Genomic DNA, 21,924 nt, shown 5'->3' on the forward strand with positions numbered 1-21,924 from the left:
TTCTGTCTATACTCTTATTTTTTCCCTGATAGTGTTTGCTGTATCATTGTCTCCATCATATCCGGCGTTAACTGCCCCTTTACATAACCGAATGGCTTACCATCCTTATCAATCATAAACGTTGTTGGCATACTGGTCACCTGAAAGTAGTAATACATCGAGCCATCATCAAATAAAACTGGCATGGAGTAATTATGCTCATCCAAAAAGGACTTAATACCTGCAGCATTTTTTTCCTGACCGCCCGGGCTGACCACCGTAAGTACAGCAACCTCATTACTATCCTTATATTTCTCATAAAGCTCCTGAATATGTGGAAGCTCTCTTTGACATGGCGGACACCAGGTAGCCCAGAAATTAAGGAAAATCACTTTTCCCCTATAATCAGAAAAAGAAACCTTCACACCGTTTTGATCCTTTAACACAAAGTTTAACTGCTCAACATCAGAGGCCTCGTCCTTATCATCAGCAGATTCTTCTTTAGTTGCAGGTGCTTTTTCATTTTTCTTTTCCTGTATGGAGGAGTTGTCCGTGGAAGCACTCATGTACGTACTAATTGTATTTAATTTACCAGTAAACATCATCAGACCGATTACAATTAAAATTACAGCTCCCAGCTTTACCGCAGCATTCATAATATTCTTATGATCCGATATCCAGCTTAGTACCTTACCTGTAAACATTCCAAGAATAAGAAATGGTATTGTAAATCCCAAAGCATACAAAATCATCAGGAATGTCGATACCCACAGGCTTCCAGAGCTTGACGCCAGCAGCAATATGGATGATAAAGCAGGCCCGATGCAAGGAGTCCATGCAAAGCTGAAGGTAAAGCCCATCAGAAATGCAATAACACTATTCATGCCACCTTTTTTCTGAAACGGCAGCTTCCATGTGCGCTCAAGTGATTTAAATTTCCAAAGCCCCATCTGATGAAGTCCCAGAAGGATAATCAGTATACCTCCAATCCGCACAAAGTATACCATATGATCTTTAAAGAAGCTGCTAAGCACATGAACCGAGATATTCATTAGCATGATTGCAGTAAAGATACCAATAACAAAGCTCACAGTGAGCATGAAGATTCTCCGCTGAGAGTGCGGCTGTTTCTGATCCTGCCCTGCAAGATATCCCATATATACAGGAAGTAATGGCAATACACAGGGGGATAAAAAGGATAATAAGCCCTCTAAGAATACCAGCAGAAAGCTGATATGGCTTAATACGTCGTTGGGATTCAGCATTCTATTCTCCTATCTGTTTAACATTTCTTTTAATTTCGGATACGGCTGATAGCCAAGGCGCTGCTCTGTCTGGATACCGTTTTTAAATACGATCAGAGTTGGAATGGATTGAACATGATAACGCATTGCCAGTGCCTGCTCCTTGTCAACATCCACCTTGATTACTTTCGCCGTTCCATCACATTCTTCTGCCAGTCTTTCAATCTCCGGACTAAGCATTTTACATGGCCCACACCAGGTTGCGAAGAAATCGACCAGCACCAATTCTTCCTTATTAATAATTTCATTAAATTCTGTTTCATTTGTGTGTAGTACTTTTGACATGTTATGTTCCTCCTATATTTTACATGTTTATCTGTGCAAATGCAAAGCTCGCACAATACAATATCAAATTATTTCAACGTAACGATTTGCCGATAATATAAACCAGGTACAGTAAATTGACACATCATATGCGCTTTTACCTTAAAGCTTTCTAACAAGCATAGATGAGGAGAAGTATCGCAATTTGCCGCCTCTTCCTATAGCATCATGTTGAATAACAGCCACCTCTATAATGTCCACAAATTACTGCTTCCTTTTGATTTAAAGCTATCTATAGACAAGCTACAGGAATGAAAGCAGGCTTTTTCCATAAGCATATGCAGATACGGAATACGCCTTATATTGGTAAAAATTTATTTATTAACAAACCCGCGATGTTTTTGCCGTCTAAAAAGGCACTTTCCTTCTGATTTCTTAAGACTCCAATTTAGCAATTCAGCTTTTCTTATATACATCACATATGCATACATCATCCAAACAAGTCATTGAGTGCTTCACTCATAGTAGGATGTGTAAAAATGTGATTTCCTACCTCTTTATAGGTCAGTTTCTGGTTCATAGCAAGCTGTACAAAGTTGATCATTTCTTCTGATTCTGCACAAAACAGCACACAGCCCAGAATCTGATCTGTTTTCGCATCAATAACCGCTTTCAGTATGCCATCCGTTTGTGATATTACATTAGCGCGTGGAATTGCTGCTGCCGGCATAGAGACTGTTTTCACCTCATAGCCCTGCTCCCGTGCTTCCTGTTCACTCAATCCCACACGAGAGAATGTAGGGGAAATGAATACGGAATAAGCGATATGTCCGCGGTTTTTTTTCGTACGCAGCTTACTTCCAAACAGATGATCCTTCACAATACGATAATCATCCAAAGATATATAGGTGAATTGCAATCCGCCTTTTACATCCCCCATTGCATAGATATGAGGCACGCTGGTCTGCAGGTATTCATTTACAATGACATTGCCTCGCTGATCCAGCGCTACTTTGGCTTTCTCTAAGCCCAGTCCCTTTGTATTGGCACTCCGTCCTGCCGCTAACAGTACTGCATCGACTGTAACTTTCTGCTCAGCACCATCCTTATCATCATAGGTGATTACCACCTGTTTTTTATCATTGGCGACCTCTTTCACACGGCTTTCAAATACAAAGCTGACACCCTGCTTTTCCAACACCTTCTGAATTTCATCTGCTATATCCGCATCCTCTCGCTTTACCAGACGATTTCCATATTCAAATACAGTTACGTTACTTCCGTAGCGCGCATACATACTGGAAAATTCAAGACCGATATAGCCGCCGCCAATAATCGTCAGCTTTTCTGGCAGACTGCGTTCCTTCATCATTTCAGCACTTGTGTAGATATGCTTTGTTTCCTTGATTCCTTTTATCGCAGGTATGTTTGCGGTAGATCCGGTATTGATAAATAGATATTCGCCATACAATATTTCATCGATGCCGTTTCCCTGTACATGTACTTCGTGGTCACTGATAAAGGTTGCTTCGGCCGTAATTACATCCACCAGGGCAAGGGAATCAAGCTTATCAAAATTTTTCTTTCTAAGCTTAGTGATGAGAGCTTCTTTGCGTTCTACAGCCTGTGCATAGGACTGTTGTTCTGCCTGTATAATCAGTGATTTGGAGGGTATGCAGCCTTCATTGATACAGGTGCCGCCATACATCTGAGCTGATTTTTCAATCATAGCCACCCGTTTGCCCTGCTTTGCCATATATCCGGCAAGCGTCTTTCCACCTTTTCCAAATCCAACAATAATTGCGTCGTAAGTTTTCATAATCATGTATCCTCCTATAGCATCCTGTTCTGCTTTATATGCTTACTATAACACAGTGACTTTATTTATTAAAGTAATTTGCTATAATAAAGTGTATTTTCTTATTATACGTTATGAATGACAAGCAAAATACCGTAATTTCATATAATTTTCTTAGGGAGGGTATGCAGGAACAGGATGATGTTTCATTATAATAAAGTCTTTCCCATTCCTTCCTGCGTTTGGGAAGCTTCTCACGATTTTATTTCTTTAACAATATCCTTTAACTCTGACATTTTTATAATTTTAACCTATATTTTCATCCTAGGCTGTATATTTCAACAAACTGAAATATATTATGCAAAGCGGCAGAAAACAAGTAAAACGATGTATGATAATAAATGCTGAATAAGAATTTTTAAAAAAATCATATAAGATAGGATAATGATATAGGATAAATAATACCTGTTTAAATGATATTTGTTTAAATAATATTTGTTTAAATAATATCTGTTAAGATAAGATCTGTTTAAATAATATTTGTTTAAATAATTCTAGATATACCAGATTAAATAATACTAGGTAAAATAATATATAAATATATGGCAAAGGAAACAAAATAACAGCCTGCGATACGATCCATCCTTACATTCAGTCTTCTACTGATTATATGATACATCAAAAAAGTCACGTTAACTGTAAATTGTCAAATCTGATTTCTTTCTTGTATATCGTGATCCATATTGTCATAGGCATACGTAAGCAACACACCGGCAAGTGTTACTTATAAAAAAAGAAGCAAATAATTCTGCCACTTTTACACTTCCAGAATATTTGCTTCTGCACACTGCCTGATCCTGCAATCCTGTTATCACAGCTGACTATCTTTCAAGCTAATCATCCTTTAAATCGATTAGATCAAGGCTCAATGAAACCAACCTCCACGAAAGCATTTCATAAATCTGTGCTTCCTTTACATGACTTATGTTCATGTGCAAGAGCTGCATGCACAAGCGAGCGGATATAGGGCAGTCGCTTCGTTTCAAACTGTGGATGCTCTTTCATCCACCGGACATTGAGTGGAGAAGGATGCGGCAATATCAGCGCCGTTTTTCCATAAAGCCTTTGATCACGAAAAACGAGCTCCTCAAAGCTGCAGTTTGGAAACAGCTCTCTGGCTGCCATTGCACCGATAATTATATACAGCTCATTATCAACAGACTCCAGTTCTCTTTTCAACCATGTCCTAGCACAGATACGAGGCGGCTTCTTATCTCCCTGTGCTCCCTTACCCGGATAGCAGTGACCCATGGAGGTGATATAAAAGCTGTACTCATCATAAAACTGTGCATCCTCAATCTGATACCATTCTCTTCGCAGCTTTTTCCCGCTGGCATCATCAAAGGGCAATCCACTGTTATGTACATGAATTGAAGGCGCCTGCGAAATCTGCATAATTCTGGCCTTCTGTTTTCCACGAAAAACCGGCCGCGGCTCATGTTCAAAGGTATCTGCGCAGAGCCGGCAGGCACAGATTTCCATTTTTAGCTGTTCAAAGGCGTCCTGCTTTTGTACCATTCTTTAAATTCCTTTCAGCTCCTGATAGAGTCGTATCGCATAGCTATCCGTCATTCCCGCCACAAAATCAGCTCCCAGCAGCAGCCGCAAATACAGCCGTTCTCCTTCTTCCTTCCCCTGTGCAGTATATTGATAGGTATTCAGATAGTTCCCTGACAGCAAATCAATATATTTCTCCTGGATTTCACTCATTTTCAGTCCGCTGTCATATGGAAGCAGGGCATCCATGAAGCGATCCAGCAAAAAGGTGATAATTTCATTCCCCATGAGCTCCAGCTTCAGAATAGCGGCATCATTATATACACGTTCAAAGGCAAATTTCTTTAATTCACCAATCAGGACTCCCTCTCTGCTGACTGCAATCAGTTCCTGCTCAAACACGCCGTTCATAATATCGTCATAATGCTTTAAAAATGCATCCGACACGCCGGAGATACTGAATAACTGTTTTTTCGTCAGCCATGTAAACACCGCATGCTGATAAGGATCAAATCCCTTTTCACTCGTTTTCTTTAGCTGCCGTCCTTCCTCCAGTCCCTGCCGCAGCAAGGCAGCACCACGCTCATCCTGTGCAGCTTCTATCACATCCAGCAGTTGTTCATAGGAATACAACCCCTTTTTATAGCCATCCTCCAAATCCGCAAAGGTATATGCCAAATCATCCGCCGCTTCCAAAATGAAGCAGAGCGGATTGCGACAGCCCATAGTACCGGTATTCTGCTTAATTTCCAGAAACTGCTTCGTCTCACTCTGATAATAGCCAACCTTTTTCCTAAGCAGACTGCGCTGTTTTTTCTCCTTCTTATCCTCGGCTGTTTTTTCCAGAGAATTTACAGGATATTTTATAATCGTATCCATCACGCCGCTCGTCAGATGCATACCGCTTCTACCTGTCAGCCGGTGAAGCTTGGTGATGATACGCAGTGCCTGTGCATTGCCCTCATAATACAGCAGATCAGCAGCCTGCTGCTCATCCAGCCATGCCATCAGCGGCTTTCCCTTATAATCTAAATGTGACAGATTTTTTTCAAACCAGTTGCGAATTGCGCTTTCCCCAAAATGGCCAAATGGTGGATTTCCGATATCATGCAAAAGTCCCGCACAATTCAAAATTTCAATCACCTTCAGAGAATCCGGAGCATCCTCAGCAGGAGCGCGCTGCTGCTCTAGCACCTGCATACATACCTGCTTGCCAATCAGCTTAGCGATGGATGATACTTCAAGAGAATGTGTCAGTCTTGTGCGTACAAAATCGCTGTAATCCAGTGGAAACACCTGCGTCTTATCCTGCAATCTGCGAAAGGATGCGCTGCGAATGATACGATGATAATCACTTTCAATTTCACTGCGGTATTTTCCTGCATTCCCTGATGCTTTTTGAGGAATTCGTTCTTCACTTGTTATTTTATTCCATGATAATTTATGCATGTTATTACCTCCTGCAGAGTTGTTTCACTTGACGGTGAGCGTATACGCTCGATTGTGCCTTATGTATGAATTAAAGTTCTCTGCTTTCTTTTATTGTATCATACCATGCACTCTTTTTCCCTTATGATACAAAGAAAAGCACAGCTGCTGTCAGTTCGCTATCACTTTATGGCATGTATGTGACTCACAAAGTCCCAAAGAGATTGTCAAGGCCGTATTTTATGATATCTGAAAGACAAAAAAAGATTTCTCAGCCTGGATCAAACCGCCTTGAAATCTTTTTCACACAGCATTCGTACGGATATGCTCACAGCATGTATGCAAAGCTGCTTTCCTTGCGTTTCCTATGTATTGCAACACAAGCTCTATAACATAGCCGGTTGTCTGTTATATTCTGCAAAGACAGATGCCAATCTGCCTCCCGTACGGCATCACTCCACGCTCAACCGCAAGAGCATCATACGTACGCACCTAGCTTCGTTTTAGCAAACAGCCTTCTACATTTGCACATCGCTTACCGCTTTGTAACTGCTTCCCTGACGGTATCAGCTATCAGAATCCTCCAGCGTAATCTCGCGCAGCTTCTTTAACGGCTCCGCATTACCGCGGCGCTGCCTGCTTTCATATTCCTTGACAGAGTGCTCATTCATACGTAAGACCTCCTCACGAAGCTGTCTGGAAGACATACGGCTTGCCCCCTGCCCGCTTGCAATCAGTTGCTCCATACCATCAGAGGTAGCCACCGTCACCCGAAATTCACTTGCGAGCTGATGTGTCGCCTGTTCAATATACATATCTGCTGTCTGTGCCTGCTTTGTATATACAACATATATACTTCCATCCTTATAAGCTGCTCCGGTGCCTGCTTTCACCTTGTATGCATCAAATACGAGAATGAGCACACAGCCGCGATACCCCTGATAGCTGCCCATCATATCAATGAGACGGTGCCTTGCGGCATCCAGATGATCCTTTGCCAGATAGCTCAGCTCTTCCCAGTCGTGAATAACATTGTAGCCATCCACTAGCAGGCATTCCGGCAGCGGCTGATAGCTGATATTCTGTTTTTCCAAATCTATAATATTCGAGACTGTTTTCTCACGCTGTAAAGGCCTGCGCTTGATTGGGCCATAGGTTCGTATGAATATTTCTTCCAGCTCCTTCTCATCCACAGGCTTTGCAGTATAGCTTTGATAGCTTTCCTTTTTCAGCTGGATACGTCCCCATTCGCTTTGCATATGCATATGTTTCCTTACCTCATCCCATGGCACATAATATCCGGCTCCATGAGAGCAAAAGACAGAACCGCACGGATGCTCCATATCGCTGTCACAGTCATACGCCAGCTCCTTCAGTACCTCGCTTTGATTCGCACACTCCTCATACCCTTTCAAACTACAAAACAGCCGCCCTTTCCCCCGCGTATATGCATAGACCTCCTGCGGATAGCCTTGAAGCCATCTGACTGGTGCACAACCGCTGATAACACTCAGCCCGTTTGCTTCCTCCTCTAATTGAAAGGTACCGTTAAATCGTTCGATATCGAATACCGCACGGCTGACACAGGATGCGGGAACCTGCAGGGTAAATTCATAATAAGGCTCCAAGAGTATACTTTTTGCACTGCGCAGCCCATGCCGCACTGCCCGATATGTCGCCTGCCGGAAATCACCACCCTCAGTATGCTTTTGATGTGCACGTCCACAGAGCAGTGTTATTTTCATGTCGGTAATTGGAGAACCGCTCAATACACCGATATGCTCCCGTTCCTGCAGATGGCTCAAAATCAGCCGCTGCCAGTGACGATCCAACGCATCCTCCTTACAGTCACTTGCAAACTGCAGACCGCTTCCCCTTGGCAGAGGCTCCAGCAGAAGATGAACCTCTGCATAATGACGCAGTGGTTCATAGTGTCCAACGCCTTCCACCGGCTCCAGAATTGTTTCCTTATATACGACTCTGCCCTCATCAAATTCCACTTCGGTATGAAACCGTTCCCGTATGGTATGCTTTAAAACCTCTGTCTGAATATCCCCCATCAGCCGCACATGCAGCTCTTTCAGATGTGTATCATAGCTGACATGCAGCTGCGGATCCTCCTCGGCAAGCTGAAGCAGCTGTTTGCGCATAACGAACGCATCACAGCCTTGTGGCAGCAAAACGCGATAGTTCATAAAGGAAGAAAGCTGAACCTCATTTTTGTTCTTTTCAAACCCCAGTCCGTCTCCGGCATGAAATCTATGCAATCCCTTTACCGCACATACTCTGCCGCTTGCCGCTTCATCACACAGCTGGTAGCGATTCCCGGAGTACAGCCGGATCTGATCGACCTTTTCCTCCTCGCCAAGCTTTGTTTTCACCTTCAGTGTTCCGCCTGTGATCTTCATATGTGTTAGGCGGTTACCATTTTCATCCCTGCTGATTTTGAATATCCGCGCACCAAATTCTTCGGGATACAGCCTCGGCTTTGTATAGCAGTCCAAAATATCCAGAAGCTCCTGTATCCCCTCCATTTTTAATGCTGACCCAAAGCAGCAGGGAAACAGGATTCTTTGGGATACAGCTTCAGCAATCTGCTCCTTTGGTATGCTACCTGCTTCCATATATGTATCCAGCAATTCATCACTGCACATTGCCAGTTGCTCCTGAAGCTGCTCATCACATAGGCTGAAGTCCACACACCGCTCATCCAGCAGCCGCTTTACATCCGTCATGAGAGCTTCCCTCTGTGTATAGCTGACATCCATTTTATTGATAAATACAAGTACTGGAATGTTATAATGCTTCAACAGCTTCCATATGGTTTCCGTATGAGATTGTACCCCATCCAGTGCATTGATAATCAGCACCGCATAATCCAGCACCTGCAGCACACGCTCCATCTCTGCCGAAAAGTCCACATGTCCGGGGGTATCCAGCAATGTGATCTGCGTATCCTTCCATGAAATCACCGCCTGTTTGGCATAAATTGTGATGCCGCGATTCTTTTCCTGTACATCATAGTCCAGAAATGCATTTCCGTGATCGACTCTCCCTATTTGACGAATACTGCCACAGGCATAGAGCAGACCTTCTGATAAGGTTGTTTTACCGGCATCTACATGCGCCAGCAGGCCTATATTTATATACTTCATTTACTCACACTCTTTCTAAAACAGATGCTGCTTCAATTTCCTCAAATCTCTTAACGAAATGAGACAGCATATTCTGTACTCTCTATTATAAGAGCAGTTATAGAAAATGCAAATAATTTTGTCTTTTCCTGCAGGATATTGTCATGCACCGATAAACCAAAAGCCACGACAGAAGTATGATCATCGCTTTAATATAGCTGTATATTCCTGCTCTACGGCAGCTAAGGTTATAGAAAGCACAAATGCTTTGTTTTCCTATAGACAAGCGATGGGTCGGTATTTAATTCGCGATGTTTTTAATACATAAGCATAAAAAAACTGCCCTATGCGTAGGATGCTTCCCATACCGTGGACACCTTTGCATATGCAGTTCTTTTTTTAATTGCAGGATATATCCTACGATAACAGCGATTGATACGACTGCGAATCAGCCGATACCGTAAGGCTGTATGAGTGGGGATTGCATTCACAAGCCGGTCAGTTAGCCTATCATAAAATCGAAACCATTTCTATGCATGGCGTACAGCATATTCATACTCCAGCATACGTACTTTCTTCATTATGCATAAAAGCTGAACCAGATGAGTGTATCGCAGTCAGCAATGCTTCCTTCATAAGAAGGTATACAATAAGGCTGTAAATAGGAACCCTATAACGGTTCCACTAACAAGCCTCGCTATCCTGTTGTCTGCCTACTCAAGCCTGTTCAAATGCATGCATCCAATTAACCTTTCGATAGTATATAAAGAAGGCAATCGAGCTTAATGACCAGGTAAGCGGATAAACCCAGTATACAACAGCAATATCATTCAGAAAATGAATCATGACGGTCAAAAAGGTTACACGTACGACACACCAGAACAGCAGCATAACAATCATCGGTACCATGGATTTACCCGCCCCTCGCAGAATAGCGGATATGCAGTGAGAATATGCGAGCAGGAAAAAGAACATGGATGATGTTCTTGCCCGTTCAGTACCAAACATTACTACCTGAGGGTCATTATTAAATGCAGCAGTGAGCAGCGGGGCACCGATAAAAATGATAATTCCTATGACCTCCGCAATCGCCATAGAGCACAGCATTCCAAATTTTGCGCCTTTTTTCGTTCGCTCATATTGACGGGCCCCGAGATTTTGTCCGACAAAGGTTGTCAATGCCATGGTAAAGCTGGTAATTGGCAGAAATGCAAACCCTTCGATTTTTGAATATGCACCACAGCCGGCCATTGCCATTTCACCGAATCCGTTAATGTTGGATTGCACAACGACATTCGCAATCGCAATGATGGAATTCTGCAGTCCGCTTGGCAGACCATAACGGATAATCAGCTTCAGCATATCGGTATGAAACCGAATTTTACGCAGCTGCAGACGATAGGAATCCTTTGTACGCAGCAGTCTGTTCATACATAGAAGGGCGCTGACAAATTGTGATAAAATGGTCGCAAAGGCTGCAGAGCCGACTCCCATGTGAAAGACTACGATTAAAACGATATCCAGTACAATATTGATAATTGATGAAATAATGAGATAATTCAGCGGATGCCGGCTGTCTCCCACGGCCTGCAGTATACCGACAAATATATTATACATAACCAGACCCAGCGATCCCATGAAATAGATGCGGAAATAGGTTACCGACTGTGGCAGAACGTTGGCCGGTGTATCCATTAAGATTAGAATCTGCGGCGCAAGAAGCACTCCCAGTATAGTTAAAATAATGCTGGCGACAAGACCGAAGGCAACCGTCGTATGAATCGCTCTTTGCATGTTGTCAATATCTCTGGCTCCAAAATACCGGGCAATGACAACTCCTGCACCGATGGCGATACCGTTAAAGAAGCCTACCATCAGGAAAATCAGATTTCCAGATGAGCTGACGGCCGCCAATGCATTGCTGCCGAGAAAATTCCCCACAATCAGTGAATCCGCTGTGTTATACAGCTGTTGAAACAAATTTCCAAAAAACAGTGGAAGCGCAAAGAACATGATTTTTTTCCATATCGTTCCCTCTGTCATTAAATTTTTTGATTCTTCTACCTCCATAAAATTCCTACTCTCCCTTTTTAAATGCCAGTATTTATCATACGCACACTCCTTCCTTTAGTCAAGCACGGAATGTACTTCTTTCGCGTCATGAGGAACTATTGTTTTGAATAACAGCTGATGCAGCTTTCTGTAATTTGCAATCAGACTCAGCAAAGAATGATAATATAATGCTGCTTGTATAGCAGGCTGTTGTATTCTCTTAATCTTTTTTTGATTTTAAGGGCAGTGAATCGCAACATGGTGAAATCTGCCTGCATAAGGATGCACGTAAACCGGCATTTCAGCTTATGCTTACGCTGTCTGGTAGGAAATCCTACTTTACTGCCTATGTAAAAGATTCCTATTGAATCCTTACGTAAAAAAACACTTGGTAATGTGATAACTGACATAAAAAAGAAGGAAATCCTTACCGCCCTATTTGCGGATATATTTCCTTACTATAGCATTCATCTGTTTACACAGCGTTTATTCTTTTATCTTTACGTTCTCCACAGTATCAATTATTCCCCCCTATATGTCCTCTTCCTGTTTCAGTGTTTTATGAAACAGCTTCTTTTTATGCTTACGGCAGCCGTCTAGGTCGCAGCTTTCACAGGTTAGCCTAGCATTGCTGATTTTATAAAACCGTTCGGGATGCATAGCGTGTCGAATTTCCCAGACTATTAAAGAGAGAAGTCCAAGCAGGACAAGCGTAATCGTGAAAATATTAGGAAAGAAAACCAGAAAGCTGTACTGAAAAAAGGAATCCCAATTATAGATTCTGCATTCCATACAGCAGTCAGGGCGAATCAAAATGGAGTGAAAGGGACACCAGGCAAAGATGGCAAAGTAAACGGAGAAGTCTGATAGAGCAAACAGAAAAAATATCCAGATACGATCAAGCATACCAGTGCTATAAAGCACACCGGGGATAGCCAGGAAAAAAAGCCAGAACAGCATAGCGTGGAAAGCACGTCGATCATAGATGTGTTTTACAGTACGCAGCGTTTCCTGTGTAACGTCATTTGCTTCATAATTTTTCTGGAACTGCCGTCCTTTATATAGTGTGGAATTACAAAAGGAAAGCATATCCTTTATCGGGAAGATGCAGAAATACAGGAAAGCCACAAGGTAGATCAGAGGCGGCAGCTGAAAGGGCAGATTTCTATCAAACAGCAAGCAATAGCAGGCAAAGAGGAAGAAGCTTCCGGATGTCCATATGCGAATTCTATTCATAATTATTCCATGGACGTTTACAATCCAGCCATCCCTGCTGCTTCCAATATGAATAATCCAGCTCTCCTGCACCCATATGGTGCTTATGCATCTGCCGCATAGCATGAAACATCAGTCGCTGCTTCCCGCTGACTCTGCAATGTCTGTTTTTGTTGTTTATCCATCTGGCTAATCTTATGAAATCCTTGTTCAGTCTGTCTTTTCTATGTTCAGGTACAGCTTCCCATGCGACTGCCATGGAGCGAAAGCCATATGTCCTGATCTGTGAGATTCCCCAGCCTGATAAACTTGTATGAATGTCCTTTGCGGCTTTTTTCATTCCACTTCCTGCTCCGGATGCTAGAATTACTGCCTGCTTGTGATACATGGATTTTCTGGGACGATGAACTACAAAATTTGTGAAGTAGTGATCCAGCAGGGCCTTCATAGAACCGGTGGTACGCAGGCAGTAGGTCGGTGTTGTAAAAATCAGTAGATCAGCTTCCTCCAGTGCCTGTGTAATTGGCGCAAGCCATGCAGCATGCGGACAGTGCGCTGTTCCGGTTTTCATACAGCGGTAACAGCCACAGCAAAAATGAGGCATATCCTTTGGAAGAAAAAATTCATACGATGCCTCGGCTTGCAGGTGTTCCAGCAGCATATGAGCCGCATGATAGGAGGTCTGGTGATGATTCTGACCATGAATAAGTGTGACCTTCATATCAGTTACCTGCTGTCTGTTTTGTTGAATTGAGTTTTAGAAACTGACGAATATGCTCCTGCAACAGGGCAATGGCTTCTCTTTCAAATGCGGCACGGGAGTCACAGAGCTCCAACAGCAGGTAAATGGGGGCATAAAACTGAATGGCAGTTGTTTTAGGATTTCCTGGTTTTAAGATTTTCGCTTGCATCAAATGCTGAAAAATCATCGTCTGGTAAGCAATCGCATCCTCAAAGTACTGCTGCTGGAATAAATCTGCCAGTTGTGTGTTATGATAGCGTTCCATGTTCAGCATTTTCCGAAAGCTGCTTTCATACTCATCATGAAGAAAGTAGGAGAACATGTGCAATCCCATATCAACCAGCTGATCATCTGTAATCTGTTCGTACAGCATCATATCCGTTTCGGCATCCGTTCCATTGATATGCAGCTTAGCCGCATGCTGTGCATAGCGCTGTTCCATTTCTCTTATGATGGCATGGAAGATATCCTCCTTGCTTGCATAGTGCTTATAGAGTGATGGGGCCTGTATGCCAACCGCCTTGGCAATCTGTGCGACACTGACTGCATCATAGCCGTAACTGGCAAACAGATGCAAAGCCTTAATACGTATCTTCTCTTTTGTTGATATTCCTTCCATTTCACGTCCTCCCGGCTAATATCCATTAGCCTTTTCTTCTTACATATTAGGCTAATAATCGTTAGCTGTCAAGATAAATAAGCATTTTTGGAAATTTCTTTTATAATGGAAAAAGTAGATCCTTCTGTCAGGCTGTATGTACCGCTACCGATTGAAGCTTTGAGAGATTCTTTGCAAAATAAAAAAAGTGCATTCCTTTCTGCAGGATATGCTTATTGCCGCTATTTCAAAAAACATCGTGCAGGAAAAGAAAGCATTGAAATGAATGAAAGGCTAGTACGCTTTCGGGTATTCCCATTAGTGATGCTCACGAGCATAGGTATCTATTTAAGTGATGGTGTATATTTCATATGAACTGATGATGAACCAACTTATGAAAGGAAGGGCTTATTAACCTTACACGGTAAGAAAAAAACACAGGCAGTTTGTTTAGCTCTCCTGTGTTTTCATTACGTTAGTTTTTTAACTTGTTATTCATCGTCTTCCTTGCCATCCCAGCAGTATGTACACATTTTGCATTTATCCAGACCGATGGATGCAATCATATCATCCAAGCGGTGATAACGCAGGGATGTGAAATTAGAGCGCTGACGGATTTCCTCGCACATATTCTGATAACGCTCACTATCCGGATCTGCATATTCTGCCAGAACCTCGCTGGAAACATCGTCTCCCTCCAGCTTGCGAATCACTCTGCGCGTAATCAGATCCATTTCAGATTTTGAGCGGGAAAAATTCAGATATTTACATCCAAAAATAATTGGCGGGCAGGCCGGACGGACATGTACTTCCTTCGCACCACTCTCATATAAAAATTCCGTCGTTTCTCCCAGCTGTGTTCCGCGCACGATGGAATCATCAATCAGCAGCAGACGTTTGTCCTTAATCAGCTCCTGAACCGGAATCAGCTTCATTTTCGCAACCATATTGCGCTGCGTCTGACTTGTCGGCATAAAGGATCTCGGCCAGGTTGGTGTATATTTGATGAACGGTCGGGCAAATGGTACATTGGACGCATTGGAATAACCAACAGCATGTGCAATACCGGAATCCGGAACACCTGCAACGCTGTCAACCTCTACATTGTCACGTCCTGCAAGCAATTCTCCGCAGCGATTTCGCATACACTCAACATTGATTCCCTCATAGGTTGACGTCGGATACCCGTAATACACCCACAGAAAGGAACAGATTTTCATTTTATCCTTTGGCTTTTGCAGCACCTCAATGCGCTCCGGTGTGATAAATACAATTTCTCCGGCACCAAGATCACGATAATGATGATAGCCAAGATTTAAAAATGCACTACTTTCAAATGTCGCACAGAAGCCGGTTTCTTTTTCCCCAAGTACAATCGGCGTTCTTCCCAGCAAATCTCTTGCGGCATAAATCCCATACTGCGTCATCAGCAGGATGCTCATGCTTCCCTTAACTAGACTTTGCACATACTGAAGACCTTCTACGATTGTCGCCTTATGGTTGATCAGTGATGCAATCAGCTCTGTTGGATTCACTTCTCCGGTACTCATTTCCAAAAAGTGCGTAACCCCGCGTTCAAAGCACAGACTTTGCAGCTCTTCCAGATTGTTAATACGGCCAACCGTTGTGATGGCAAAGGATCCCAAATGGGATTTCACCAGAAGCGGCTGCGCCTCATTGTCTGAAATACATCCGATTCCAAGATTTCCATCAAATTCCTCAATATCCTTTTCAAATTTTGTACGAAACGGAGAATTCTCGATGTTATGAATGGCACGGGCAAAGCCCTTCTCTCCATGTATCGCCATTCCTCCACGTCTCGTGCCCAGATGTGAATGGTAATCTACACCAAAAAACACATCCAGTACACAGTTTTCTTTTGAAGCTACTCCAAAAAAACCGCTCATGTCTTACCTCCAATTAACTCTTTCTTTTCTTTTTGCGCATAGCACAGATTCATTTTAACGCTTTTTGTGGCGTATGAAAATAAAAAGATGGTTTTTTTTACATTTTCTTAATTACAAATGCTGCTATGCACGATAATGTGAGCGCTATAGCAGATACAACCAAAGTGCTATACCTGCCATTTTCATTATTAAATATAACAGAACAAGGAAACCAGGCTCTCTGATGGAACACTTGTTTCCTTGTTTTTTTGGACTTTCATCGGTAAATAAGAACTGATAAATCACTGTGGGGATGGAGAAATAAAGATAACCCTTCGATATCTGTAGCCCGGATTGTTAATTATAATACTCCGCCTGTGCCTTCCACAGCTTTGCATACACTCCTGCATTGTTTAGCAGCTCCTCATGCGTTCCTTCCTCCTCCACTTCGCCCTGTTCCATAACAAGAATACGGTCACAGAATTTGCATGAGCTCATGCGATGGGATATATACAAGGTGGTTCTCCCCTCTACCAGCGCATCAAAATTTTCATAAATTTCCGCTTCTGATATCGGATCCAGTGCAGCAGTCGGTTCATCCAGGATAACAAACGGAGCATCCTTATACAATGCACGGGCAATGGCAAGCTTTTGTGCCTCTCCCCCGGATAGCGTCACTCCATTTCCATAATCGCTGAACAATATACTATGCTCCCTATCTGTAAAGGATTGAATCCGATCCCAGATATCCAGCCGTTTCAATACAGCCTCAACCTTACCAGCATCCGGCTCTGCCGATCCGGCAATATTTTCATTCAGGGGATAGGAGAATAAAGCAAAATCCTGAAATACAACAGAAAAGATACTCGCATATTCCGCATAATCGTATTTCTCAATATTGATACCATTTAATAGAATTTCTCCCTCACTTGGTTCATACAGACGGCATAGCAGCTTTACAATGGTTGTCTTTCCCGCACCATTTCTTCCGACGATGGCCAGCTTTTCCTTTATATGAAAACGGATATTCACATCGTGCAGCACATCCTCACGCTGTCCCGGATAACGAAAGGATACATGGCGAAATTCAAATTCATATTCCCCATCATCCCGTTTTTCAATCGGCAGTGTACCTTCATAATGCATATTGGGCAGATAGAGAAAATCATAAAATGCATTCAGATAGGATAGCTGATGCCGCAGCTGTGCATAATCCACCTGAAATACTGCAATCGCATCGACTGCACTCAGTATGATGCCTGCCATATACAGAACCTGTCCGACGGATATGATTGAGCGAAGGGCTAGGGATACGACATAGATATAGGCACTGAAGGAAAGTACCTGCCCCAGCAGATCACTTTGAAATAAGAGCCTTCCATTATCTTTGCCAAATTTACGAAAGGCCGGATTATCCATCAGCTTCTCCGCCTTCAATGAAAACAGATCCCCCATACGATAAAGCCGGATTTCCTTTGCCATATCCATTTTATAAAACAGGTTCAAAAGATAACCGGTCATCGCATTGCTGTGATCGTTTTCCCTGCACAAGGCCTCCAGTAATTCCCCATGCTTTCTGGCAAATACGTTTTTGAACACAAGGAATACTGCTAAAACAACAAGCAGTAAAAACAGATAAATATCCCAAGTGCGTATTTGCAGCATCATCACCGTCAGAGCTACCAGTGCCAGGATAATTTTTGCCAGTGATTCACAGCAGCGTGCAACAAACCGGATTGCGGAGTCAATATTTCCAGAGCCGTTGCTGGAATTGCGTGTTCGTCTCAGGGTATCCAAAGTTTCCTGCGTTTCCAAAAGCTCATATTCCATCAGCATTGCCTTATGCAGCAGCTTTTGATCAATACGCTGTACCGCTGTTCGACAGATAACCTGAAGACGGTTATAAAAGGCCTTGGCGATCAGCGTGCAAACAAGCACACTGCCGCACATGAGTAGCACTGTATGAAAAGCAGCAGCATATTGCTTTGCGATCAGCTGATTCAGAATTTCGGCTGAAAAATACAGGGTGATATACGGAGACAAGGCATTGGTGAAGCCATAGCCTGTCCAAATCCAAACGATATGCGGGCTGCTCAGACGAACAATCGCCGTGAATTTTTTAATTTCCTTCCATGCCTGCATGTTCATCACCCTCCTCATAATATTTCGACTGTACCTGAAACATCGCCGCATATATTCCCTGCTTTTTCAGCAGCTCCTCATGGCTTCCCCGCTCTGCGATCCGCCCGTGATCCAGAACGAGGATTTCATCACAGAATTTTGTAGAGCTCAGCCGATGGGATATAAACAGGCTGGAGGTATCCTGCAGCAAATGGTGATAGCTCTCATACAATTCCTTCTCCGCAAGTGCATCCAGTGCCGCTGTCGGCTCATCCAGCAGCAGGCAGCCAAAGTCTCGGTATAATGCTCTGGCCATGAACAGCTTCTGCTTCTGTCCGCCGGATAACTGCATACCATCTGCGTCAATATCCTTTCCTATATAGGTCAGCTCCTGATGCGGCAGGACAGCAATCATCTCCCACAATCCTGCACGCTGTAAGCAGGCTCTAACCTTTTCTGTATCCGTTTGTGATATATCCTGCATACTGACATTTTCAGCAATGGTGTAGCTGAGCATACCGGAATCCTGAAAAATTCCTGTGATATGTGTATAAAGATCATCAATATCCAGAGCATCAGTAGGTATACCGTTAATGTAAATCGTTCCCTCTGTCGGTGTATAGAAGCCCAGAATCAGCTTTACAATCGTACTTTTCCCCGCACCGTTGACACCGACAAGCGCCAGCTTTCGTCCCGGAGACAGGGTAAAGGAGATATCATCCAGAATTCTCCTGCTCTGGCCCGGATAGGAAAAGCTTACGTGTTCAAAGGTAATTGTGACAGCCGTTCCCGTAAGCTTCTCACCGCAGCCATGCTGCAGGCGGTTAGGAATATCAAAAGCATCCTGCATACGGTTCACAAGAGCGTTGTTCACCGACATACTGGCATAGGCTTCCTCCACTCTTTTAAACCAGAGTGAAAATCCGGATATGATGCCCAGATAAAATACAAACTGATCGATTGCCATTCCCTCCATCAGACGGTTGATCAAAAAGGCATAGCAGGCGACATCACGTAAGAAATCCAGAAGGATTCCAAGTGTATCCACAAGCATATATGCACTATAATCCTTAGCACGTATATGGGTCATGAGACGGTTTACCTTTTCAAATTTCGCATTGATCCAGCTTTGCAGCTGATAGAGCCGGATATCCTTTCCAGCAGAAATATCATATGCAAGCTGATTCAGATAGCGTGCCTGAAGCATATGAGTGTCCAGCTCATCACGATGAGAGTATTCATACCGCCTGGCCATGGAAAAGAAAAAATATTGAAGAACTACAAGCGCAAGCAGTCCCAAAACAAAGAGAATGCTCAGTCCTGAGCTTACCACAGTATATAGTAAAAGGCCTAAAACTGCTGTCCCCAGTGTAATGAAGTCATGGTACATGCCTTCCTGCCCCATATTGTTGTTATCAACTGCCTGTGCCGCATCCTCCAGTATGTTCTTGTACTCCTCTTGTTCAAGCAGTGCATAGTCCAGTCTTGCTCTTGACAAATAGACCTTTTTTATAAAATACAGACCACGGCTTTTGATAAATGCAAATGCATTATACTCATTCAGATAGCTGACCAGTCCCTGCAGGATCCCATACAGCAGAAGCAGACCGCCCAGTATTAGGAAAAAGTCCAGGATTGCATGATGATGCAGCAGGAGGCTTATAATCACGCTGGGTATTAGCACCGATACAAGGGGAGCCACTGCCCCCAGCACGATATGTGCAGTCATGCTGAAAAAGGTTCCGCGATCGATTCTCCATAATACACGAAGCAGATACAGCATATTAGCCGGTATCGTTTTTTTCATATTCTCACCTCACAGCAGCAGTATAAAACAAAATCCTCTTTTGATAATAAAATGTGCACGAATTGCAGCGCTCCGTACACGAATGGTTTTTAAATATTAAAAGAAGCCAGATTGCTGTATGAACAGACAGACTTCCTCGTACAGCATACTAATAAAGCTGATCGTATGCTTGCCGAAATCTTACAACTGCTTCATCCTTTTCATCGAAGGACCAGCTGAATAATCAATAATCTGACGGTCTGTACCCTTTTATACCTGCAGGGACAGCATGATTTCACACTATCATAACAGACTTGGAGGCAGGTAAAGCCTTTTTTATACCTGGAAAGGCAGCATGATTTCCGTTATAAAAACTCCAGGCTCATTCTTACGCTGGATAAACCCGCCATATTTTTCAACAATTCTGTTCATCCGTTTCAGACCATGCCCATGATTTCCGCGTTTGGTTGTCACATATTCCTCATCCAGCTTCCGCACAACTTCACTGGTTGCATTGGTACAGGAAATATAGAGCTGTCCCTTATACAATCCGATGTACAGACGCAGGAAAGGATGCTCTTTTACCTTTGCACAGGCCTCCACTGCATTATCCACCAGATTTCCAAGCAATGCACACATATCCGTATCTCCAACTGCAATTTGTTCAGGTACATTTGCCTTTACATGAATTTCAATTCCCTGTGCAACAGCCAGAGAAAGCTTTGAATTTAGAATTGCATCCATATTCGCATTGCCGCATTCCACTAGCTGATGGATATCAGCGAGCTCCTGTTCCAGTTCATTCAGATATTCCAGAGACTGGGCAATCTCTGCTTTACGCAGCTTTGCTTTTAAATTCTGAAGATGGTTATGATAATCATGACGCCAGCCGCGCATCGTCGTATACATATGCTCGACCTCCTGTACCTGACGGTCAAAAACCTTGTTCTGGTATTCCTGCAGCTGCTGTTCATAGCTTTTCACCATGAGCTTATCATAGAGAACCAGCCCCAGTTCCAGCAGTGTCCATACAGCCGGAGCATAGGATAACGGCCATGTCAGAAGAAGCAAAGCCAGCACAAAAGCGTGAAGCATATATTGTCCTCTTGTATCCAGAAGCAGCACTAGCAATAAAACAGCAGCATACAGCCACTGGACGTTAACAAGCAGGATGGCTAGAAACAGAAAAAGGGATAAAACAGCATGAATTAGGAGCCGTTTTGTCTGCCGTTTAATCTGCCACAGGTGGTATAGCAGGACTGGAAGAATCAAAATCTGCATAATAGTTCCCTCTGACAGCGCTTCATGATTTCCTCCTGCAGCCGCTGCTTCATCGTTCTGCTTACCGGTATGCATTCCTGATTATCCAGAACACAGCCATCCCTGCGCAGGACATGGATATGATTCAAATTGACACAATAGCTTCGATGACAGCTCAGAAAATCATCAGAAAGCTTTGCACATTCCTTCTGAAAGCTTGTTTTGATACGATATACCCCCTTGCGATGATGGCAGCGGACATAATGTCCATCACTTTCCATATAATAAATATCATCCTCGTACAGCTTATGCAGTTCTCCCTCTATCATCCAAAGCAGATAGGGTCTTGGTACCTCGAGTTGTTCCAGGAGTTTCTTCAGTTTATCTTCCTGCACCGGCTTCAGCCAGTAACGGACAGCATCCACCTCATAGCCGTCAAATACAAAGGAGGGATCATTTGTCAGAAAAACCAGGTGGACATGCGTATCCTTTTCCCGCAGCTTCCTTGCTGTTTCCAGACCATTCATACCCTTCATTTGGATATCCAAAAGCACTAGATCGTAAGGCTGCTCATCCCATGCGAATAAAAACTGTTCTCCGCTGGAAAACAGATCTATGACATATGTGCCAAGCTTTTGCAGGAGTGCATGCAGTTCTTCTGCAAGTGCGGATTCATCCTCAACAATGGCTATTCTCATAGTCTCCTCCTTCCCATGTATTGATGTTCAACAGCTTTATAAAGCCCTCTATACCGTTTAATCTCTACCCGTTTGGTAAAAAGTATGCTTTCGGGGTTTGGC

At 43.3% G+C, this 21,924-nt stretch carries 16 protein-coding genes; 1 reads left to right on the forward strand and 15 read right to left on the reverse strand.

Annotation, left to right across the window (positions count from 1 at the left end; all coding sequences use genetic code 11):
* Positions 1–14 precede the first annotated feature (14 nt).
* The 10 genes from GKZ87_14740 to GKZ87_14785 form a co-directional block, all read right to left on the reverse strand.
* Positions 15–1,244 carry a redoxin domain-containing protein gene (locus GKZ87_14740; protein ID QSI26648.1) on the reverse strand — a complete coding sequence of 410 codons (1,230 nt, stop codon included), beginning with the start codon at positions 1,242–1,244 and terminating at the stop codon, positions 15–17.
* A gap of 9 nt (positions 1,245–1,253) precedes the next feature.
* On the reverse strand, positions 1,254–1,568 hold the full coding sequence (gene trxA, locus GKZ87_14745; GenBank protein ID QSI26649.1) for a thioredoxin: 315 nt from the start codon (positions 1,566–1,568) through the stop codon (positions 1,254–1,256).
* Positions 1,569–2,037: 469 nt separating this feature from the next.
* A complete protein-coding gene (locus tag GKZ87_14750) occupies positions 2,038–3,366 on the reverse strand; it encodes a pyridine nucleotide-disulfide oxidoreductase (protein QSI26650.1) in 1,329 nt (442 codons plus the stop codon).
* 933 nt (positions 3,367–4,299) lie between these two features.
* A complete protein-coding gene (locus tag GKZ87_14755) occupies positions 4,300–4,923 on the reverse strand; it encodes a uracil-DNA glycosylase (protein ID QSI26651.1) in 624 nt (207 codons plus the stop codon).
* A gap of 3 nt (positions 4,924–4,926) precedes the next feature.
* The gene (gene dgt, locus GKZ87_14760) at positions 4,927–6,351 is read right to left on the reverse strand and encodes a dNTP triphosphohydrolase (GenBank protein ID QSI26652.1); all 1,425 of its coding nucleotides are present in this window, start codon (positions 6,349–6,351) and stop codon (positions 4,927–4,929) included.
* A gap of 545 nt (positions 6,352–6,896) precedes the next feature.
* The gene (locus GKZ87_14765) at positions 6,897–9,485 is read right to left on the reverse strand and encodes a GTP-binding protein (GenBank protein ID QSI26653.1); all 2,589 of its coding nucleotides are present in this window, start codon (positions 9,483–9,485) and stop codon (positions 6,897–6,899) included.
* Positions 9,486–10,181: 696 nt separating this feature from the next.
* A complete protein-coding gene (locus tag GKZ87_14770) occupies positions 10,182–11,534 on the reverse strand; it encodes an MATE family efflux transporter (protein QSI26654.1) in 1,353 nt (450 codons plus the stop codon).
* 513 nt (positions 11,535–12,047) lie between these two features.
* Positions 12,048–12,752 carry a hypothetical protein gene (locus GKZ87_14775; protein QSI26655.1) on the reverse strand — a complete coding sequence of 235 codons (705 nt, stop codon included), beginning with the start codon at positions 12,750–12,752 and terminating at the stop codon, positions 12,048–12,050.
* Positions 12,745–13,452: a hypothetical protein gene (locus GKZ87_14780; protein QSI26656.1), complete on the reverse strand. Its 708-nt coding sequence runs from the start codon at positions 13,450–13,452 to the stop codon at positions 12,745–12,747. Before GKZ87_14780 ends, GKZ87_14775 begins: the two co-directional genes overlap by 8 nt.
* A 1-nt stretch (position 13,453) precedes the next feature.
* Positions 13,454–14,092 carry a TetR family transcriptional regulator gene (locus tag GKZ87_14785; protein ID QSI26657.1) on the reverse strand — a complete coding sequence of 213 codons (639 nt, stop codon included), beginning with the start codon at positions 14,090–14,092 and terminating at the stop codon, positions 13,454–13,456.
* 105 nt (positions 14,093–14,197) lie between these two features.
* Here GKZ87_14785 and GKZ87_14790 point away from each other — a divergent pair, with 105 nt between their 5' ends.
* Positions 14,198–14,446: a hypothetical protein gene (locus GKZ87_14790; GenBank protein ID QSI26658.1), complete on the forward strand. Its 249-nt coding sequence runs from the start codon at positions 14,198–14,200 to the stop codon at positions 14,444–14,446.
* Positions 14,447–14,562: 116 nt separating this feature from the next.
* Here GKZ87_14790 and GKZ87_14795 read toward each other — a convergent pair whose 3' ends face one another.
* From GKZ87_14795 to GKZ87_14815, 5 genes are all read right to left on the reverse strand, one after another.
* Entirely contained in the window at positions 14,563–15,978 is a 1,416-nt protein-coding gene (locus tag GKZ87_14795) for an amidophosphoribosyltransferase (GenBank protein ID QSI26659.1), read from the reverse strand.
* A 336-nt stretch (positions 15,979–16,314) separates the two neighbouring features.
* Positions 16,315–18,105 carry an ATP-binding cassette domain-containing protein gene (locus GKZ87_14800; GenBank protein QSI26660.1) on the reverse strand — a complete coding sequence of 597 codons (1,791 nt, stop codon included), beginning with the start codon at positions 18,103–18,105 and terminating at the stop codon, positions 16,315–16,317.
* A complete protein-coding gene (locus GKZ87_14805) occupies positions 18,077–19,885 on the reverse strand; it encodes an ATP-binding cassette domain-containing protein (GenBank protein QSI26661.1) in 1,809 nt (602 codons plus the stop codon). Before GKZ87_14805 ends, GKZ87_14800 begins: the two co-directional genes overlap by 29 nt.
* Before the next feature lie 315 nt (positions 19,886–20,200).
* On the reverse strand, positions 20,201–21,145 hold the full coding sequence (locus tag GKZ87_14810; GenBank protein ID QSI26662.1) for a GHKL domain-containing protein: 945 nt from the start codon (positions 21,143–21,145) through the stop codon (positions 20,201–20,203).
* Positions 21,133–21,822: a response regulator gene (locus GKZ87_14815; protein ID QSI26663.1), complete on the reverse strand. Its 690-nt coding sequence runs from the start codon at positions 21,820–21,822 to the stop codon at positions 21,133–21,135. Before GKZ87_14815 ends, GKZ87_14810 begins: the two co-directional genes overlap by 13 nt.
* Between the last annotated feature and the right edge of the window lie 102 nt (positions 21,823–21,924).

Source organism: Erysipelotrichaceae bacterium 66202529 (assembly GCA_017161075.1).
In the GTDB taxonomy this organism is placed as follows: domain Bacteria; phylum Bacillota_I; class Bacilli_A; order Erysipelotrichales; family Erysipelotrichaceae; genus Clostridium_AQ.

Bases quoted from the DNA above. Each gene is read 5' to 3' on its own strand.
- GKZ87_14740 (QSI26648.1), bottom strand. From the start codon at position 1,244: ATGCTGAATCCCAACGACGTATTAAGCCATATCAGCTTTCTGCTGGTA.
- trxA (QSI26649.1), bottom strand. From the start codon at position 1,568: ATGTCAAAAGTACTACACACAAATGAAACAGAATTTAATGAAATTATT.
- GKZ87_14750 (QSI26650.1), bottom strand. From the start codon at position 3,366: ATGAAAACTTACGACGCAATTATTGTTGGATTTGGAAAAGGTGGAAAG.
- GKZ87_14755 (QSI26651.1), bottom strand. From the start codon at position 4,923: ATGGTACAAAAGCAGGACGCCTTTGAACAGCTAAAAATGGAAATCTGT.
- dgt (QSI26652.1), bottom strand. From the start codon at position 6,351: ATGCATAAATTATCATGGAATAAAATAACAAGTGAAGAACGAATTCCT.
- GKZ87_14765 (QSI26653.1), bottom strand. From the start codon at position 9,485: ATGAAGTATATAAATATAGGCCTGCTGGCGCATGTAGATGCCGGTAAA.
- GKZ87_14770 (QSI26654.1), bottom strand. From the start codon at position 11,534: ATGGAGGTAGAAGAATCAAAAAATTTAATGACAGAGGGAACGATATGG.
- GKZ87_14775 (QSI26655.1), bottom strand. From the start codon at position 12,752: ATGAATAGAATTCGCATATGGACATCCGGAAGCTTCTTCCTCTTTGCC.
- GKZ87_14780 (QSI26656.1), bottom strand. From the start codon at position 13,452: ATGAAGGTCACACTTATTCATGGTCAGAATCATCACCAGACCTCCTAT.
- GKZ87_14785 (QSI26657.1), bottom strand. From the start codon at position 14,092: ATGGAAGGAATATCAACAAAAGAGAAGATACGTATTAAGGCTTTGCAT.
- GKZ87_14790 (QSI26658.1), top strand. From the start codon at position 14,198: ATGGAAAAAGTAGATCCTTCTGTCAGGCTGTATGTACCGCTACCGATT.
- GKZ87_14795 (QSI26659.1), bottom strand. From the start codon at position 15,978: ATGAGCGGTTTTTTTGGAGTAGCTTCAAAAGAAAACTGTGTACTGGAT.
- GKZ87_14800 (QSI26660.1), bottom strand. From the start codon at position 18,105: ATGAACATGCAGGCATGGAAGGAAATTAAAAAATTCACGGCGATTGTT.
- GKZ87_14805 (QSI26661.1), bottom strand. From the start codon at position 19,885: ATGAAAAAAACGATACCGGCTAATATGCTGTATCTGCTTCGTGTATTA.
- GKZ87_14810 (QSI26662.1), bottom strand. From the start codon at position 21,145: ATGCAGATTTTGATTCTTCCAGTCCTGCTATACCACCTGTGGCAGATT.
- GKZ87_14815 (QSI26663.1), bottom strand. From the start codon at position 21,822: ATGAGAATAGCCATTGTTGAGGATGAATCCGCACTTGCAGAAGAACTG.